Annotated in this window: 21 protein-coding genes; 11 read left to right on the forward strand and 10 right to left on the reverse strand. The window is 59.3% G+C overall.

From position 1 onward, the window contains the following. The first annotated feature begins 19 nt into the window (after positions 1 to 19). From AC1UK9_RS04750 to AC1UK9_RS04760, 3 genes are read left to right on the forward strand one after another with little or no spacing between them, the layout of a single operon-like run. The gene (locus AC1UK9_RS04750; RefSeq protein ID WP_482579609.1) at positions 20 to 460 is read left to right on the forward strand and encodes a hypothetical protein; all 441 of its coding nucleotides are present in this window, start codon (positions 20 to 22) and stop codon (positions 458 to 460) included. A gap of 1 nt (position 461) precedes the next feature. Next, entirely contained in the window at positions 462 to 1073 is a 612-nt protein-coding gene (locus AC1UK9_RS04755; RefSeq protein ID WP_201227969.1) for a superoxide dismutase, read from the forward strand. 30 nt (positions 1074 to 1103) lie between these two features. Beyond that, the gene (locus AC1UK9_RS04760; protein WP_482579610.1) at positions 1104 to 1997 is read left to right on the forward strand and encodes a ZIP family metal transporter; all 894 of its coding nucleotides are present in this window, start codon (positions 1104 to 1106) and stop codon (positions 1995 to 1997) included. A 38-nt stretch (positions 1998 to 2035) separates the two neighbouring features. Here AC1UK9_RS04760 and AC1UK9_RS04765 read toward each other — a convergent pair whose 3' ends face one another. From AC1UK9_RS04765 to AC1UK9_RS04810, 10 genes are all read right to left on the reverse strand, one after another. Beyond that, positions 2036 to 2311 (reverse strand): HPr family phosphocarrier protein, encoded by a 276-nt coding sequence (locus AC1UK9_RS04765; RefSeq protein ID WP_008085079.1) that lies wholly within the window; start codon positions 2309 to 2311, stop codon positions 2036 to 2038. 15 nt (positions 2312 to 2326) lie between these two features. Continuing rightward, positions 2327 to 3184, reverse strand: coding sequence for an RNase adapter RapZ (rapZ, locus tag AC1UK9_RS04770; protein ID WP_025109460.1), 858 nt, complete (start codon positions 3182 to 3184; stop codon positions 2327 to 2329). Between the two features lie 2 nt (positions 3185 to 3186). Next, positions 3187 to 3651 carry a PTS IIA-like nitrogen regulatory protein PtsN gene (ptsN, locus tag AC1UK9_RS04775; protein WP_025109459.1) on the reverse strand — a complete coding sequence of 155 codons (465 nt, stop codon included), beginning with the start codon at positions 3649 to 3651 and terminating at the stop codon, positions 3187 to 3189. Between the two features lie 12 nt (positions 3652 to 3663). Further along, entirely contained in the window at positions 3664 to 3972 is a 309-nt protein-coding gene (gene hpf / locus AC1UK9_RS04780) for a ribosome hibernation-promoting factor, HPF/YfiA family (RefSeq protein WP_025109458.1), read from the reverse strand. Positions 3973 to 4045: 73 nt separating this feature from the next. Further along, on the reverse strand, positions 4046 to 5539 hold the full coding sequence (locus AC1UK9_RS04785) for an RNA polymerase factor sigma-54 (RefSeq protein WP_025109457.1): 1494 nt from the start codon (positions 5537 to 5539) through the stop codon (positions 4046 to 4048). A 188-nt stretch (positions 5540 to 5727) separates the two neighbouring features. Continuing rightward, positions 5728 to 6453: an LPS export ABC transporter ATP-binding protein gene (gene lptB / locus AC1UK9_RS04790; RefSeq protein ID WP_007967211.1), complete on the reverse strand. Its 726-nt coding sequence runs from the start codon at positions 6451 to 6453 to the stop codon at positions 5728 to 5730. Beyond that, positions 6453 to 6998, reverse strand: a complete 546-nt coding sequence (gene lptA, locus AC1UK9_RS04795) for a lipopolysaccharide transport periplasmic protein LptA (protein ID WP_025109456.1) — start codon at positions 6996 to 6998, stop codon at positions 6453 to 6455. Before lptA ends, lptB begins: the two co-directional genes overlap by 1 nt. Further along, a complete protein-coding gene (lptC, locus tag AC1UK9_RS04800; RefSeq protein WP_102356078.1) occupies positions 6985 to 7557 on the reverse strand; it encodes an LPS export ABC transporter periplasmic protein LptC in 573 nt (190 codons plus the stop codon). Before lptC ends, lptA begins: the two co-directional genes overlap by 14 nt. Before the next feature lie 8 nt (positions 7558 to 7565). Further along, positions 7566 to 8090, reverse strand: a complete 525-nt coding sequence (locus tag AC1UK9_RS04805; RefSeq protein ID WP_025109454.1) for a KdsC family phosphatase — start codon at positions 8088 to 8090, stop codon at positions 7566 to 7568. After that, positions 8090 to 9064 (reverse strand): KpsF/GutQ family sugar-phosphate isomerase, encoded by a 975-nt coding sequence (locus tag AC1UK9_RS04810; RefSeq protein WP_482579611.1) that lies wholly within the window; start codon positions 9062 to 9064, stop codon positions 8090 to 8092. Before AC1UK9_RS04810 ends, AC1UK9_RS04805 begins: the two co-directional genes overlap by 1 nt. A 275-nt stretch (positions 9065 to 9339) precedes the next feature. Here AC1UK9_RS04810 and AC1UK9_RS04815 point away from each other — a divergent pair, with 275 nt between their 5' ends. From AC1UK9_RS04815 to hisG, 8 genes are all read left to right on the forward strand, one after another. Beyond that, positions 9340 to 10149, forward strand: a complete 810-nt coding sequence (locus AC1UK9_RS04815) for an ATP-binding cassette domain-containing protein (RefSeq protein ID WP_003221703.1) — start codon at positions 9340 to 9342, stop codon at positions 10147 to 10149. Next, the gene (gene mlaE / locus AC1UK9_RS04820; RefSeq protein WP_025109452.1) at positions 10149 to 10946 is read left to right on the forward strand and encodes a lipid asymmetry maintenance ABC transporter permease subunit MlaE; all 798 of its coding nucleotides are present in this window, start codon (positions 10149 to 10151) and stop codon (positions 10944 to 10946) included. The genes AC1UK9_RS04815 and mlaE overlap by 1 nt, the downstream gene beginning before the upstream one ends. Further along, on the forward strand, positions 10946 to 11413 hold the full coding sequence (gene mlaD, locus AC1UK9_RS04825; RefSeq protein ID WP_007967220.1) for an outer membrane lipid asymmetry maintenance protein MlaD: 468 nt from the start codon (positions 10946 to 10948) through the stop codon (positions 11411 to 11413). Before mlaE ends, mlaD begins: the two co-directional genes overlap by 1 nt. 11 nt (positions 11414 to 11424) lie before the next feature. Then, positions 11425 to 12078: an MlaC/ttg2D family ABC transporter substrate-binding protein gene (locus AC1UK9_RS04830; RefSeq protein ID WP_025109451.1), complete on the forward strand. Its 654-nt coding sequence runs from the start codon at positions 11425 to 11427 to the stop codon at positions 12076 to 12078. Further along, a complete protein-coding gene (locus AC1UK9_RS04835) occupies positions 12075 to 12380 on the forward strand; it encodes an STAS domain-containing protein (protein WP_025109450.1) in 306 nt (101 codons plus the stop codon). The genes AC1UK9_RS04830 and AC1UK9_RS04835 overlap by 4 nt, the downstream gene beginning before the upstream one ends. 116 nt (positions 12381 to 12496) lie before the next feature. Next, positions 12497 to 12736, forward strand: a complete 240-nt coding sequence (locus AC1UK9_RS04840) for a BolA family protein (protein WP_008070578.1) — start codon at positions 12497 to 12499, stop codon at positions 12734 to 12736. Positions 12737 to 12758: 22 nt separating this feature from the next. Further along, the gene (gene murA, locus AC1UK9_RS04845; protein WP_025109449.1) at positions 12759 to 14024 is read left to right on the forward strand and encodes a UDP-N-acetylglucosamine 1-carboxyvinyltransferase; all 1266 of its coding nucleotides are present in this window, start codon (positions 12759 to 12761) and stop codon (positions 14022 to 14024) included. A gap of 124 nt (positions 14025 to 14148) precedes the next feature. Beyond that, positions 14149 to 14784 carry an ATP phosphoribosyltransferase gene (gene hisG / locus AC1UK9_RS04850; RefSeq protein WP_003221711.1) on the forward strand — a complete coding sequence of 212 codons (636 nt, stop codon included), beginning with the start codon at positions 14149 to 14151 and terminating at the stop codon, positions 14782 to 14784. Positions 14785 to 14901 lie beyond the last annotated feature (117 nt).

The following is a 14901-nucleotide window of genomic DNA, read 5'->3' on the forward strand; positions in this document are numbered from 1 at the left end:
ACCGCTTTGGAGGCTCACCATGGAGCACTGGAAACGCACGATCGAACGGGCCAATCGCTGCTTCATGCTGGGCGAACTGATCGATGCCCGCGAGGCTTACCTGCAAGCCCTGGCCCTGGCGCAAGTGTTGTTCGAGCGCTGGGCCGATGCCGACGAAGCGGTGGCGGCCTGTGTCATCTCTCATCACAACCTGGCGGACCTGCACCTGCGCCTGAATCAGCCGGAGGAGAGCGCCGAGTATCTCTGCGCGATCCACCAACGGCTGTTGCAGACCATGCAGGACGAGCGCTTGCGCCCGGCCTTGCGTGAAGCGGCGTTGCGCCAGAGCAGCAAGACCTATGTCGAACTGCTGAATTTCATCAGCGAACACGGCGAATACCCGCGCACCCAGCGCCTGCTGCACCCGGATACCGGCAACGCACGCCGCGCGCCAGTCGCACATCATCATGGAGTCCACTGAAATGGCTTTTACCTTGCCCGCCTTGCCGTACGCCTATGACGCCCTGGAACCGCATATCGATGCGCAGACCATGGAGATCCACTACACCAAGCATCACCAGACTTACATCAATAACCTCAACGCCGCAGTAGAAGGCACTGAATACGCCGAGTGGCCGGTGGAAAAACTGGTCGCCAGCGTTCAGCAATTGCCGGAAAAACTCCGTGCAGCGGTGATCAATCAGGGCGGCGGTCACGCCAATCACTCGTTGTTCTGGGAAGTCATGGTGCCAAGCGGCGGCGGTAAGCCCGATGGCGCACTGGCCAAGGCCATCGATGAACAACTGGGTGGTCTGGACAGTTTCAAAGAGGCGTTCACCAAAGCCGCGCTGACCCGTTTCGGCAGTGGCTGGGCCTGGCTCAGCGTGACCCCGGAGAAAAAACTGATCGTGGAAAGCAGCGGCAACCAGGACAGCCCGTTGATGAACGGCAATACGCCGATTCTCGGTCTCGATGTCTGGGAACACGCCTACTACCTGCGTTACCAGAACCGTCGTCCGGAATACATCAATGCGTTCTACAACGTGATCAATTGGCCTGAAGTCGCTGCGCGCTACAAAGCCGCACTGGTTTAAGTCTTCTATAAAAACAATCCAAGGCTGGCTATGGGCACTGAAACACTGGCGATCGGAAGTGGGCGTATGTTTCGTTATGCGGTGGGGTCGCTCTTGCTGTTGGCGGGCATGACCTTGCTGGTCGCTCACGGACTGCAATGGCTGGATCTGGAGCCGAGGCTTTCCCGGGCGTTGCAAGGCGGGGCGATCTGCGCACTCGGCACGGCGCTCGGTGCGGTGCCGGTACTGGTGATCCGGCGGATGCCGCAGATGCTCAGCGATACCCTGCTGGGGTTTGGCGCCGGGGTGATGCTGGCCGCGACGGCGTTTTCGCTGATCGTGCCGGGCATTGCCGCCGCGCAAAGCCTGGGCATGACCCCGTGGGGCGCCAGTGGTCTTATCTGCCTGGGCATCATGCTCGGTGCGTTCGGCCTTTACCTGGTGGATTTGCAGTTGTCCGGCGCTTCACCGGAAACGCTTGTTGGCTCCGTTGAACACCCGGTAATTCCACCGCGAATCTGGCTGTTCGTCTTCGCAATCATTGCTCACAACATTCCGGAGGGCATGGCAGTCGGTGTCTCCGCTGGTGGTGGCATGCCGGATGCCGACAGTCTCGCCATGGGCATTGCCTTGCAGGATGTGCCGGAAGGTCTGGTGATTGCGCTGGTGCTGGCTGGCGCAGGGATGTCACGGATCAGGGCGTTTTTGATCGGTGCGGCGTCGGGTCTGGTCGAGCCGGTGTTTGCACTGCTGTGTGCGTGGCTGGTCAGTCTGGCAGAGCTGCTACTGCCGTTGGGACTGGCGCTGGCGGCGGGGGCGATGTTGCTGGTGGTGACTCATGAGGTGATCCCCGAGTCGCGACGCAATGGTCACGACAAGCTCGCCAGTCTTGGCTTGCTGATCGGTTTCTGTCTGATGATGGTGATGGATACGGCGCTGGGCTGAAGGATGAGAGAGGGAGCAGGCTCCCTCGACACACTGAATCAACCACCTTCGTCGAAGTAGTTGTTGATCAACGCCACCAGTGCATCCAGCGCTTCCTGCTCCTGATGGCCTTCAGTACTCAGATAGATTTTCGTGCCCTTGCCGGCGGCGAGCATCATCATCGCCATGATGCTTTTGCCATCCACCGTGGTTTCAGGGGTGCGACCCACTCTGATGGTGCAATCCGGGTACTGGCCCGCCACGCCAACGAACTTGGCCGACGCGCGGGCATGCAAGCCCAGTTTGTTGATGATTTCGATTTCCAGAGCAGGCATCGCGGTGTGAATCCTTTAAGTGAGGTCGCGGTGGCGAACCTGGACGTTCTTCAGGGTTTTCTGCAGGGCCTGACCCAGGCGTTCAGTCAGGTAAACGGAGCGGTGATGCCCGCCGGTGCAGCCAATGGCAATGGTGACGTAGGCACGGTTACTCGCGGCGAAGCGCGGTAGCCATTTATTCAGATAGCCGTAGATGTCCTGAAACATCTCCTCGACTTCGGGCTGCGCCGCCAGGTAATCGGCGACCGGTGCATCGAGACCCGATTGCGCGCGAAGTTCCGGCTTCCAGTACGGGTTGGGCAGGCAGCGTACGTCGAACACCAGATCGGCATCCACCGGCATGCCGCGCTTGAAGCCGAACGACTCGACCAGAAAGGCTGTGCCCGGCTCCGGTTGGTTCAGCAGGCGCAGCTTGATGGTGTCGCGCAGCTGGTACAGATTCAGGTTGGTGGTGTTGACCTTGAGGTCGGCCAGGTCGGCAATCGGACCGAGCAGGGCGGTTTCGTCATTGATGGCTTCGGCCAGCGAGCGATTGGCAGTGCTCAGTGGGTGGCGCCGACGGGTTTCCGAGAAACGCTTGAGCAGGGTTTCCTCATCGGCATCCAGATAGAGCACATCGCACTGGATGTGGCGGCTGCGGACTTCTTCCAACAGCTCCGGGAAGCGCGACAGATGGCTCGGCAGGTTGCGGGCATCGATCGAGACGGCCACCAGCGGCTGGGCCAGTTCGGTGTGAATCAGGGCGCGCTCGGCCAATTCAGGCAACAGGCCGGCCGGCAGGTTGTCGATGCAGTAGTAGCCGTTGTCCTCAAGGACATCCAGGGCGGTACTTTTACCCGAGCCGGAGCGGCCGCTGACGATGATCAAACGCATGATTAGTGACCGTTCTGCTCGCTCAGGACGACCTGATACAAGGCTTCGTTACTCGGTGCGCTACGCAGTTTTTCGCGCACTTCCTTGCGATCGAGCATGCTGGCGATCTGGCGCAGTAATTCCAGGTGAGCATCGGTGGCTGCTTCCGGGACCAGCAGAACAAACAGCAGGTCAACCGGTGCGCCGTCGATTGCATCGAAATCGATGGGGGCATCAAGGTGCATCAATGCGCTGATAGGCGCTTCGCAGCCTTTGAGGCGACAGTGGGGAATGGCGATGCCGTTGCCGAAACCGGTGGAGCCGAGTTTCTCACGGGCGATCAGCGCTTCGAAGACGTCCTGCATCTCCAGATCCGGCACTTCGCGGGCGATCAGGTTGGCAATCTGTTCGAGGGCTTTCTTTTTACTGCCGCCCGGCACGTTCACCAGGGAACGGCCGGGGGTCAGGATACTTTCAAGTCGGATCATGGGTTGGGGGTGTTAACGACCTGTTGCGCCCTGAAGGAGGCTCTGGGTCTTTTCCTTATGCTTTTTGAGTTGGCGATCCAGCTTGTCGGTCAGTGAGTCGATCGCAGCGTACATGTCGGTATCTTCTGCGTTGGCGACCACTTCGCTGCCGGGAATATGCAAGGTGGCTTCGATTTTCTGCTTCAGCTTTTCGACGCACATCGTGACTTGCACGTTGGTGATCTTGTCGAAATGGCGCTCCAATCGTTCGAGTTTCTCGTTGATGTAGGTGCGCAGCGGTTCGGTCACTTCCAGTTGGTGTCCACTGATGTTGACTTGCATACAGCTTCTCCTTCGTTGCCAGTGCATAAAGCGGCAGGCTGAATAGCCTGCCACTGGAACGCTGTAACGTGGCTTACATCAACCGCTTGCGTTCGCTCGAAGGCGCGATCCCGAGGGATTCACGGTACTTGGCGACGGTGCGGCGAGCCACCTGAATGCCTTGTGCCTCCAGTAAACCAGCGATCTTGCTGTCACTCAACGGCTTTTTCTGATTTTCCGCTGCAACCAGTTTTTTGATGATCGCGCGGATCGCTGTAGACGAGCATTCGCCGCCTTCGGAGGTGCTGACGTGGCTGGAGAAAAAGTATTTCAGTTCATAAATACCGCGCGGGGTATGCATGAATTTCTGGGTGGTGACCCGGGAAATCGTCGATTCGTGCATACCCACCGCCTCGGCGATGTCGTGCAGGACCAGCGGCTTCATGGCTTCGTCGCCGTATTCCAGGAAGCCGCGCTGATGCTCGACGATCTGGGTGGCGACCTTCATCAGGGTTTCGTTGCGGCTTTGCAGGCTCTTGATGAACCAGCGCGCTTCCTGCAACTGATTGCGCATGAAGGTGTTGTCGGCGCTGGTGTCGGCACGGCGCACGAAGCCGGCGTACTGGGCGTTGACCCGCAGGCGTGGCACCGATTCCTGGTTCAGCTCGACCAGCCAGCGTTCGTTGTCCTTGCGCACGATGACATCGGGCACCACGTACTCGGCTTCGGTCGATTCGATTTGTGAACCCGGGCGTGGGTTGAGGCTCTGTACCAGTTCGATGACCTGGCGCAGTTCATCTTCCTTGAGCTTCATGCGCCGCATCAACTGGCTGTAGTCGCGACTGCCGAGCAGATCGATGTAATCGCTGACCAGACGCTTGGCTTCGTTCAGCCACGGGGTCTTGGCTGGTAGCTGGCGCAGTTGCAGCAGCAGGCATTCGCCGAGGTTGCGGGCGCCGATGCCGGCCGGTTCGAACTGCTGGATGCGGTGCAGCACGGCCTCGATCTCGTCCAGCTCGATGTCGAGCTCCGGATCAAAGGCGTCGAGAATTTCTTCAAGGGTTTCGTCGAGGTAGCCCTGATTATTGATGCAGTCGATCAGGGTCACGGCGATCAGGCGGTCGGTGTCGGACATCGGCGCCAGGTTCAATTGCCACAGCAGATGGCTTTGCAGGCTTTCCCCGGCGGAAGTGCGGGTGGTGAAGTCCCACTCGTCATCATCGCTGCTGGGCAGGCTGCTGGCGCTGGTCTGGTAGACGTCTTCCCAGGCGGTGTCGACGGGCAATTCGTTAGGGATGCGCTCGTTCCATTCGCCATCTTCCAGGTTGTCCACCGTCGGTGCGGTTTCCTGATAGGAGGGTTCCTGAATCTCGGTGTTGGGCTTTTGTTCGGCGTTGTCGGCCAAAGGATCGGAGTTGTCGAAGTCGTCGCCTTCTTCCTGGCGTTCGAGCATCGGATTGGATTCCAGGGCCTCCTGGATTTCCTGTTGCAGGTCCAGGGTCGACAATTGGAGCAGGCGGATGGCCTGTTGCAGCTGCGGTGTCATCGTCAGCTGCTGGCCCATTCTCAAGACTAGCGATGGTTTCATGGCAGGGGCTTAACACCTTATTCGCCGGCGCGCATGCGCCATCCACTACAGGGCGCCGGAGCGCCAAACTTAAGCAAATTATATGCCTGAAACTGTCGTGTTTGCCTAGAGCGCTGTAACAATAAAAGCGTATAAAACTTCGCTTCAACGTTACAGCACTCGGACGGCTGGCCGAATGCGATTGCGCTTTAGAGGCGGAACTCGTGGCCCAGGTACACTTCCTTGACCAGATCGTTGGCCAGGATGGTCGCGGCGTCACCTTCGGCGATCAGTTGACCGTCGTTGACGATGTAGGCGGTTTCGCAGATATCCAGGGTCTCACGCACGTTGTGATCGGTGATCAGTACACCGATGCCCTTGGCCTTGAGGTGGTGGATGATCTGCTTGATGTCGCCGACCGAGATCGGGTCGACACCGGCGAACGGTTCGTCGAGCAGGATGAATTTCGGTGCGGTGGCCAAGGCACGGGCGATTTCCACCCGGCGGCGCTCACCACCGGACAGGCTCATGCCCAGGTTGTCGCGAATGTGGCTGATGTGGAATTCCTGCAGCAGGCTTTCCAGCTCCTTGCGACGACCGGCCTTGTCGAGTTCCGTGCGGGTCTCGAGGATGGCCATGATGTTGTCGGCCACCGACAGTTTGCGGAAGATCGACGCTTCTTGCGGCAGATAGCCGATACCGGCCTTGGCGCGGCCGTGCATTGGCTGGTGGCTGACGTCCAGATCATCGATCAGCACGCGGCCCTGATCGGCCTGCACCAGGCCGACGATCATGTAGAAGCAGGTGGTCTTGCCGGCGCCGTTCGGGCCGAGCAGGCCGACGATCTGGCCGCTGTCGATCGACAGGCTGACGTCACGCACGACCTGGCGGCTTTTATAGGCCTTGGCCAGGTGCTGAGCTTTCAGAGTTGCCATTACTGGGTCTTCTCGTCGGTTTTCTTCTTCGGCTGGATCACCATGTCGATGCGCGGACGCGTTTCGGTGACTTTATTGCCGGTAGCGCGACCGGCGCTGGCCAGTTTTCTCACCGTGTCGTAAACGATTTTCTCGCCTTGGGTGGTGTTGTTGTCCTTGTCGACAACCTTGGCCTTGTCGATCAGCACGACGCGGTTTTGCGCGGCGTGGTACTGGATCGTCACGCCCCAGCCCTGTACAGGCTTGGTATCGCCCTGGGTCTGCAGTTGCTCGAAGTAGGCAAGGTTGCCCACCGACGTCACGACGTCGATGTCACCGGTCGGGGTGCGGGTGATGGTCACCGTGTTGCCTTTAACGATCATCGAACCCTGGGTGATGATCACGTCACCTTTATAGGTGGCGATGCCATTCTTGTCGTCCAGTTGGGCGTCGTCGGCCTGAATGCGGATAGGTTGCTGCTGATCGTTCGGCAGAGCCCAGGCGCTCACGCTTCCCAGTGCTGCGCCCAGACTGAGCAAAATAGGGAGGGTTTTAACGAGCCTCATACTGTCCTCTTACGTTCGATTGCAGGTGTATCCTGCTTTCCTTCAAATACGCCTTCATTCCCACGCCAGTCGATACACCGCCAGCACCGTCGATTCTAACGGGTTGCTCGGTCTGCGCATATTGCTGCTGAGGGAACACCGTCATGCGTGTGCTGGTGATCAGGGTGTCGCGGTTCTTTTCATCGGTGCGCTTGATGCGTACCGAGTCGATCAGTTCTACCTGGGTGCCGTCAGGATTGACTTCGCCGCGCTCGCTGGTCACGTGCCACGGGAACTCGGTGCCACGGAACATGTTCAGGTCGGGTTTGGTGACCAGGGTCACGTCCGTCGCTTTCAGGTGCTCGGCCTTGTCGGACGTCATTTCGTACTGCAGCTTGCCGTCCGGAAGGTATTGCAGGGTATGCGTGTTGGTCGCGTACCAGTCGATGGCCGTGTCTTCGACCTTGACCGGGGGTTTGTCGAGGAAGCGTTCAGGGCTGATGTTCCAGTAGCCGACCGCTGCAAACATTGCAGCGATGCAGCCGAACAGCAGGAAGTTGCGAAATTTTTTGCTAAACATGTTTTGGCTCACAGGTACGCGGCATTGGCCGCATCGAGGCGGCCCTGGGCGCGCAGGATCAATTCGCAGAATTCGCGGGCGGCACCTTCGCCACCACGGGCCCGCGTGACGCCATGGGCGTGCTCGCGTACGAAATCGGCGGCATTGGCGACGGCCATGCCCAAGCCTACGCGGCGGATGACCGGCAGGTCTGGCAGGTCGTCACCGAGATAGGCAACCTGTTCATAGCTTAGGCCCAGTTGCTGCAGAAGACCGTCCAGAACCACCAATTTGTCTTCGCGCCCCTGAAACAGGTGCGGGATGCCGAGGTTTTTCGCCCGGCGCTCAACCACCGGGGTCTTGCGGCCACTGATGATCGCGGTTTCGACACCGGCGTTCATCAGCATTTTGATGCCCTGGCCGTCGAGGGTGTTGAAGGTCTTGAATTCGCTGCCGTCTTCAAGGAAATACAGGCGCCCGTCAGTGAGCACACCGTCGACGTCGAACACCGCCAGTTTGATCGCTTTGCCGCGCTGCAGCAGGTCGGTTGTCATTACATCACTCCTGCACGCAGCAGATCGGAGAGGTTGAAGGCGCCGATCGGGCGATCTTCTTCGTCCACGACCACCAGGGCGTTGATTCGGTGGTCTTCCATGATTTTCAGGGCTTCGGCAGCGAGCATCTCGGGCCGTGCAGTCTTGCCGTGTGCGGTCATGACCTGGTCGATGGTGGCACTGCGGATGTCGATGCTGCGATCCAGCGTGCGACGCAAGTCGCCGTCGGTGAAGATCCCGGCCAGTTTACCGTCGGCCTCAAGGATCACGGTCATGCCCAGACCCTTGCGGGTCATTTCCATGAGTGCGTCCTTGAGCAGGGTGCCGCGTTGCACCTGCGGCAGTTCCTGGCCTGCGTGCATGACGTTTTCCACTTTCAGCAACAGACGTCGGCCCAGCGCACCACCCGGGTGGGAAAACGCGAAATCTTCAGCGGTAAAGCCACGGGCTTCCAACAGTGCCACGGCCAGTGCGTCGCCCATGACCAGCGCGGCGGTCGTAGAGGAAGTCGGCGCCAGGTTCAGCGGACAGGCTTCGTGCTCGACATGCACGTTGAGGTTGACTTCGGCGGCCTTGGCCAGCGGCGACTGAGGATTGCCGGTCACGCTGATCAACTGGATACCCAGGCGTTTGATCAGTGGCAGCAGGGTGACGATTTCGTTGGTCGAACCGGAGTTGGACAAGGCCAGGATCACGTCGTCGCGGGTGATCATGCCCATGTCACCGTGGCTGGCTTCGGCCGGGTGGACGAAAAACGCCGGGGTGCCGGTGCTGGCCAGGGTCGCGGCAATCTTGTTGCCGACATGCCCGGACTTGCCCATGCCGACCACGACCACACGGCCTTTGCTGGCCAGAATCATCTCGCAAGCGCGTACGAAATCGGCGTCGATATGGGGCAACAAGCCTTGTACGGCTTCCACTTCGAGGCGGATGGTGCGTTGTGCCGATTGAATCAGGTCGCTGGATTGGCTCATGTCAGAAATCGTATAGCCCGATGAAAAGGCGGCGATTATAGCGGTTATGTTGAAAAGCCTCACGTAAGTTCGTCGTGCTTTGTCATTCCTCGTAACTAAAACACTTAAAAAGTGCCGTCAGGCCTGTCATATCGCTGAACGCGGACGGGCATGGGCCTTGGGCGCTTGGCGTTTGCAGTGATATAGTTCGCCGCCAGTTCGGCCCGCCCGCGAGGTATGTGCTTTCCAAGGAAAGCCAGGCGTCCGAGTGAGAGGCTGCATCGCAAGGAGTTTAGATGAGTGCCGATAACGCCTACGCGGTCGAGCTGAAGGGAGTCTCCTTCAAGCGCGGTGCGCGCAGCATTTTCAATAACGTCGATATTCGCATCCCGCGTGGCAAGGTCACCGGCATCATGGGGCCTTCCGGGTGTGGCAAGACTACCTTGCTGCGTTTGATGGGTGCGCAATTGCGTCCCTCCAGCGGGGAAGTCTGGGTCAACGGTCAGAACCTGCCGACGCTGTCGCGCAGTGATCTGTTCGATGCGCGAAAGCACATGGGCGTGCTGTTTCAGAGTGGCGCGCTGTTCACCGATCTCGATGTTTTCGAGAACGTCGCTTTCCCCCTGCGTGTTCATACCCAATTGCCGGATGAGATGATCCGCGACATCGTCCTGCTCAAATTGCAGGCGGTCGGTCTGCGCGGCGCGATCGAGCTGATGCCTGACGAGCTTTCGGGAGGCATGAAGCGTCGTGTCGCCCTGGCCCGTGCGATTGCACTCGACCCGCAGATCCTCATGTATGACGAACCGTTCGTCGGTCAGGATCCGATCGCCATGGGCGTACTGGTCCGCCTGATCCGTCTGCTCAACGATGCGCTGGGCATCACCAGTATCGTGGTTTCCCACGACCTGGCCGAAACCGCGAGCATCGCTGACTACATCTATGTAGTGGGTGATGGTCAGGTGCTGGGGCAGGGCACGCCGGACGAGTTGATGAATTCGGATGAGCCGCGTATCCGCCAGTTCATGACCGGCAACCCCGATGGCCCGGTGCCGTACCATTTTCCAGCGACGGATTACCGCGCAGATCTTCTGGGGAAGCGCTGATGCGCAGAATTTCATTAATAGAACGCGTACGCCGATTCGGCGAGACGGCGATCGACGCCGTTGCGGTGTTTGGCCGCGCGACCCTGTTCCTGTTTCACGCACTGCTCGGTCGCGGTGGCATCAGCGGCGGTTTCGGCCTGCTGGTCAAGCAACTGCACTCGGTCGGCGTGATGTCGCTGGTGATCATTGTCGTGTCCGGGATTTTCATCGGCATGGTGCTGGCGCTGCAGGGCTTCAGTATTCTGTCGAGCTACGGTTCGGAGCAGGCGGTGGGGCAGATGGTGGCCCTGACGTTGCTGCGCGAGCTGGGGCCGGTGGTGACGGCGTTGCTGTTTGCCGGGCGTGCAGGTTCGGCGCTGACGGCCGAAATCGGCAACATGAAGTCCACCGAACAGCTTTCCAGCCTGGAAATGATCGGTGTCGATCCGCTCAAATACATTATTGCCCCGCGTCTGTGGGCCGGTTTCATTTCCCTGCCGGTGCTGGCGATGATTTTCAGCGTGGTGGGTATCTGGGGCGGTTCGTGGGTGGCTGTCGACTGGCTTGGAGTGTATGAAGGCTCCTACTGGGCGAACATGCAAAACAGCGTGAACTTCACCAGTGATGTGCTCAACGGCGTCATCAAAAGTATCGTTTTCGCCTTCGTCGTGACCTGGATCGCCGTATTCCAAGGCTATGACTGTGAGCCCACTTCCGAGGGTATCAGTCGTGCCACCACCAAGACCGTGGTATTCGCCTCGCTGGCAGTACTGGGCCTGGACTTTATTCTGACCGCTTTGATGTTTGGAGATTTCTGATGCAAAACCGCACCCTGGAAATCGGTGTCGGCCTGTTCCTGCTGGCAGGGATCCTGGCCTTGTTGCTGCTTGCTCTGCGGGTCAGTGGCCTGTCTCCGACTTCGACCACCGACACGTATAAACTGTATGCCTACTTCGACAATATCGCCGGTTTGACGGTCAGAGCCAAAGTGACCATGGCCGGTGTGACCATCGGCAAGGTCACGGCAATCGATCTGGATCGCGACAGCTTCACCGGTCGGGTGACCCTGCAAGTGGATAAAAAAGTCGACAACCTGCCGACTGACTCCACAGCGTCTATCCTGACCGCTGGCCTGTTGGGCGAGAAGTACATCGGTATCAGCGTAGGCGGGGAAGACACCCGCCTGAAGGATGGTGGAACCATCCACGACACGCAGTCGTCTCTGGTACTGGAAGACCTGATCGGTAAATTCCTGCTCAATACCGTTAGCAAAGACGCCAAATGAGGAGCTTTTGAATGATCTCTACCTTGCGACGTGGCCTGTTGGTGTTGCTCGCGGCAGTGCCGTTGCTGGCCAACGCTGCGCCCGGACAGTCGGCGCACGATCTGGTTCAGGACACCACGAACCGTATGCTGGCCGATCTGTCGGCCAACAAAGCGAAGTACAAGCAGGATCCGGCTGACTTCTATGCCGCGCTGAACACGATTGTCGGTCCGGTGGTCGATGCCGAAGGCATTTCCAAGAGCATCATGACGGTCAAGTATTCGCGCAAGGCCACGCCTGCGCAGATGCAGACCTTCCAGGAAAACTTCAAGAAAGGCCTGTTCCAGTTCTACGGCAACGCCTTGCTCGAGTACAACAACCAGGGCATCACGGTTGATCCAGCCAAGGACGAATCGGGCGATCGCACCAGCGTCGGCATGACCGTCAAAGGCAGCAACGGCGCGATCTACCCTGTGCAGTACACGCTGGAGAAGATCAATGGCGAGTGGAAGCTGCGCAATGTGATCATCAACGGCATCAACATCGGCAAGCTGTTCCGTGATCAGTTCGCCGATGCGATGCAGCGCAATGGCAACGATCTGGACAAGACCATCAACGGTTGGGCCGGTGAAGTCGCCAAGGCCAAGGAAGAAACCGACAAAGCTGCCGCGAAGCCAGCGCAATGAATGAGGCGGCAGTTCGTATGAGTGATGTCGACGAGCTATTGCTCAGCGGAGTGCTGGACTACCGCACAGGTCCCGACCTGCGCAAGGAAGGCCAGGCGCTGATCAAGTCCAGCAAGGCTGCAGCGCTGGTGATCGATTGCTCGGCAGTCAAGAAGTCCAGCAGCGTCGGTTTGTCGTTGCTGCTGTGCTTCATGCGCGATGCCCAGGCGGCCGGCAAGGCCGTGAGCATCCGCGCGATGCCGGAAGACATGCGCGAAATCGCTCAGGTCAGTGAGCTGACCGAGTTGCTGGCGCACCCCTGAACCCGCATCGATAAAGAAGCCCCCCGTCAGAGTCCTGCCAATGCGGGGTTCGCAGGCGCGGGGCTTTTTTGTATGATGTCCGACCCGTGCGCACAGGGCGCCGATTGAGGTTGAGCATGCAGGCCGTAGAAGTGAAGAGCTTCCTTGAAGGGAAGCTGCCAGGAATTCAGGTAGAAGTTGAAGGCGAAGGCTGCAATTTCCAACTGAACGTGATTAGCGATGAACTGGCGGCGTTAAGCCCGGTCAAGCGTCAGCAGAGCATCTATGCCCATTTGAACCCTTGGATTGCTGATGGCAGCATCCACGCGGTCACTATGAAATTTTTCAGCAGCGCGGCCTGGGCCGAGCGCACCTGAGCCCTAGGGCGTCGAGATTCTTATGGATAAATTGATTATTACCGGTGGCGTTCGTCTTGATGGCGAAATCCGTATCTCCGGGGCGAAGAACTCCGCCCTGCCGATTCTGGCTGCCACTCTGCTGTGCGATGGCCCGGTGACCGTTGGCAACCTGCCGCACCTGCACGACATCACCACCATGATCGAGCTGTTCGGTCGCATGGGCATCGAGCCTGTGATCGACGAGAAGCTCAGCGTCGAAATCGACCCGCGCACCATCAAGACCCTGATCGCCCCGTACGAGCTGGTGAAAACCATGCGTGCGTCGATCCTGGTACTGGGCCCGATGGTTGCCCGTTTCGGTGAAGCCGAAGTCGCACTGCCTGGCGGTTGCGCCATCGGTTCGCGTCCGGTCGACCTGCACATCCGTGGCCTCGAAGCCATGGGCGCGGTCATTGACGTCGAAGGCGGCTACATCAAGGCCAAGGCGCCAGAAGGCGGCCTGCGCGGTGCACACTTCTTCTTCGATACCGTCAGCGTGACCGGTACCGAGAACATCATGATGGCGGCGGCCCTGGCCAAAGGCCGCAGCGTGCTGCAGAACGCTGCGCGTGAGCCTGAAGTGGTCGACCTGGCGAACTTCCTCAACGCCATGGGCGCCAAGGTATCCGGCGCTGGTACCGACACCATCACCATTGATGGCGTCGAGCGCCTGGGTTCGTGTTTCTACAAGGTCATGCCTGACCGTATCGAAACCGGTACTTACCTGGTGGCCGCTGCGGTCACGGGTGGTCGAGTGAAGGTCAAGGACACTGATCCGACCATTCTCGAAGCAGTTCTGGAAAAGCTCCGTGAGTCCGGCGCAGAAATCACCACCGGTGAAGACTGGATCGAGCTGAACATGCACGGCAAGCGCCCGAAAGCAGTGAACGTGCGCACTGCGCCGTACCCGGCATTCCCGACTGACATGCAGGCCCAGTTCATCTCGCTCAACGCCATTGCCGAAGGCACCGGTGCAGTGATCGAGACGATCTTCGAAAACCGTTTCATGCACGTGTACGAGCTGCACCGCATGGGCGCGAAGATCCAGGTCGAAGGCAACACCGCCATCGTTACCGGTACTGAAGTCCTCAAGGGCGCGCCAGTAATGGCCACCGACCTGCGAGCTTCGGCCAGCCTGGTGATCTCGGCACTGGTTGCCGAAGGCGACACGCTGATCGACCGCATCTACCACATCGACCGTGGTTACGAGTGCATCGAAGAAAAACTGCAGATGCTGGGCGCCAAGATCCGTCGCGTTCCGGGCTAATCACTGCATTGGGACACAGGGACGTGTCCACTGAGATTATGAGTCGAGCCGGTTTCCGGCTCGATGTGTGTCTGGCGCCGATTGCGACCGGACATGAGTACCTTGATAAGGACTGACGTTTCCCATGTTGACCATCGCACTGTCCAAGGGCCGCATCCTTGACGACACCCTGCCGCTTCTCGCTGAAGCAGGCATCGTGCCGACCGAGAATCCGGACAAGAGCCGCAAGCTGATCATCCCTACCACTCAGGATGACGTACGTCTGTTGATCGTGCGTGCCACCGACGTGCCGACTTATGTCGAGCATGGCGCGGCCGACCTCGGCGTCGCCGGTAAAGACGTGCTGATGGAATACACCGGCCAGGGCCTGTACGAGCCACTGGATTTGCAGATTGCCCAGTGCAAACTGATGACCGCCGGCAAGATCGGCGCCGCCGAGCCCAAGGGCCGTCTGCGTGTGGCGACCAAGTTCGTCAACGTGGCCAAGCGTTACTACGCCGAACAGGGCCGTCAGGTCGACATCATCAAGCTCTACGGCTCGATGGAGCTGGCGCCGCTGATTGGTCTGGCTGACAAGATCATCGACGTGGTCGACACCGGCAACACCCTGCGCGCCAACGGCCTGGAACCTCAGGAACTGATCGCCACGATCAGCTCGCGTCTGGTGGTCAATAAAGCTTCGATGAAAATGCAACACGCCCGAATCCAGGCGTTGATCGACACCCTGCGCAAGGCAGTGGAGTCTCGACACCGCGGCTGATGTACCTGCGCGACCTTGAGTCGCGCCCGTCTATCCGCCTCATAGCCAGAATCTCAGGTGCCCAAGCGGAAACGACTGCTAAGTTAGGGCGCCTGAGTTTTTGCCATTCCTATGAGG

The sequence above is a fragment of the Pseudomonas sp. AK-TSAG1-1 genome, from assembly GCF_056821665.1.

What these genes read in the sequence shown, in the direction of transcription:
- AC1UK9_RS04750 (WP_482579609.1), top strand. Translation starts at nt 20, where the DNA reads ATGGAGCACTGGAAACGCACGATCGAACGGGCCAATCGCTGCTTCATG.
- AC1UK9_RS04755 (WP_201227969.1), top strand. Translation starts at nt 462, where the DNA reads ATGGCTTTTACCTTGCCCGCCTTGCCGTACGCCTATGACGCCCTGGAA.
- AC1UK9_RS04760 (WP_482579610.1), top strand. Translation starts at nt 1,104, where the DNA reads ATGGGCACTGAAACACTGGCGATCGGAAGTGGGCGTATGTTTCGTTAT.
- AC1UK9_RS04765 (WP_008085079.1), bottom strand. Translation starts at nt 2,311, where the DNA reads ATGCCTGCTCTGGAAATCGAAATCATCAACAAACTGGGCTTGCATGCC.
- rapZ (WP_025109460.1), bottom strand. Translation starts at nt 3,184, where the DNA reads ATGCGTTTGATCATCGTCAGCGGCCGCTCCGGCTCGGGTAAAAGTACC.
- ptsN (WP_025109459.1), bottom strand. Translation starts at nt 3,651, where the DNA reads ATGATCCGACTTGAAAGTATCCTGACCCCCGGCCGTTCCCTGGTGAAC.
- hpf (WP_025109458.1), bottom strand. Translation starts at nt 3,972, where the DNA reads ATGCAAGTCAACATCAGTGGACACCAACTGGAAGTGACCGAACCGCTG.
- AC1UK9_RS04785 (WP_025109457.1), bottom strand. Translation starts at nt 5,539, where the DNA reads ATGAAACCATCGCTAGTCTTGAGAATGGGCCAGCAGCTGACGATGACA.
- lptB (WP_007967211.1), bottom strand. Translation starts at nt 6,453, where the DNA reads ATGGCAACTCTGAAAGCTCAGCACCTGGCCAAGGCCTATAAAAGCCGC.
- lptA (WP_025109456.1), bottom strand. Translation starts at nt 6,998, where the DNA reads ATGAGGCTCGTTAAAACCCTCCCTATTTTGCTCAGTCTGGGCGCAGCA.
- lptC (WP_102356078.1), bottom strand. Translation starts at nt 7,557, where the DNA reads ATGTTTAGCAAAAAATTTCGCAACTTCCTGCTGTTCGGCTGCATCGCT.
- AC1UK9_RS04805 (WP_025109454.1), bottom strand. Translation starts at nt 8,090, where the DNA reads ATGACAACCGACCTGCTGCAGCGCGGCAAAGCGATCAAACTGGCGGTG.
- AC1UK9_RS04810 (WP_482579611.1), bottom strand. Translation starts at nt 9,064, where the DNA reads ATGAGCCAATCCAGCGACCTGATTCAATCGGCACAACGCACCATCCGC.
- AC1UK9_RS04815 (WP_003221703.1), top strand. Translation starts at nt 9,340, where the DNA reads ATGAGTGCCGATAACGCCTACGCGGTCGAGCTGAAGGGAGTCTCCTTC.
- mlaE (WP_025109452.1), top strand. Translation starts at nt 10,149, where the DNA reads ATGCGCAGAATTTCATTAATAGAACGCGTACGCCGATTCGGCGAGACG.
- mlaD (WP_007967220.1), top strand. Translation starts at nt 10,946, where the DNA reads ATGCAAAACCGCACCCTGGAAATCGGTGTCGGCCTGTTCCTGCTGGCA.
- AC1UK9_RS04830 (WP_025109451.1), top strand. Translation starts at nt 11,425, where the DNA reads ATGATCTCTACCTTGCGACGTGGCCTGTTGGTGTTGCTCGCGGCAGTG.
- AC1UK9_RS04835 (WP_025109450.1), top strand. Translation starts at nt 12,075, where the DNA reads ATGAATGAGGCGGCAGTTCGTATGAGTGATGTCGACGAGCTATTGCTC.
- AC1UK9_RS04840 (WP_008070578.1), top strand. Translation starts at nt 12,497, where the DNA reads ATGCAGGCCGTAGAAGTGAAGAGCTTCCTTGAAGGGAAGCTGCCAGGA.
- murA (WP_025109449.1), top strand. Translation starts at nt 12,759, where the DNA reads ATGGATAAATTGATTATTACCGGTGGCGTTCGTCTTGATGGCGAAATC.
- hisG (WP_003221711.1), top strand. Translation starts at nt 14,149, where the DNA reads ATGTTGACCATCGCACTGTCCAAGGGCCGCATCCTTGACGACACCCTG.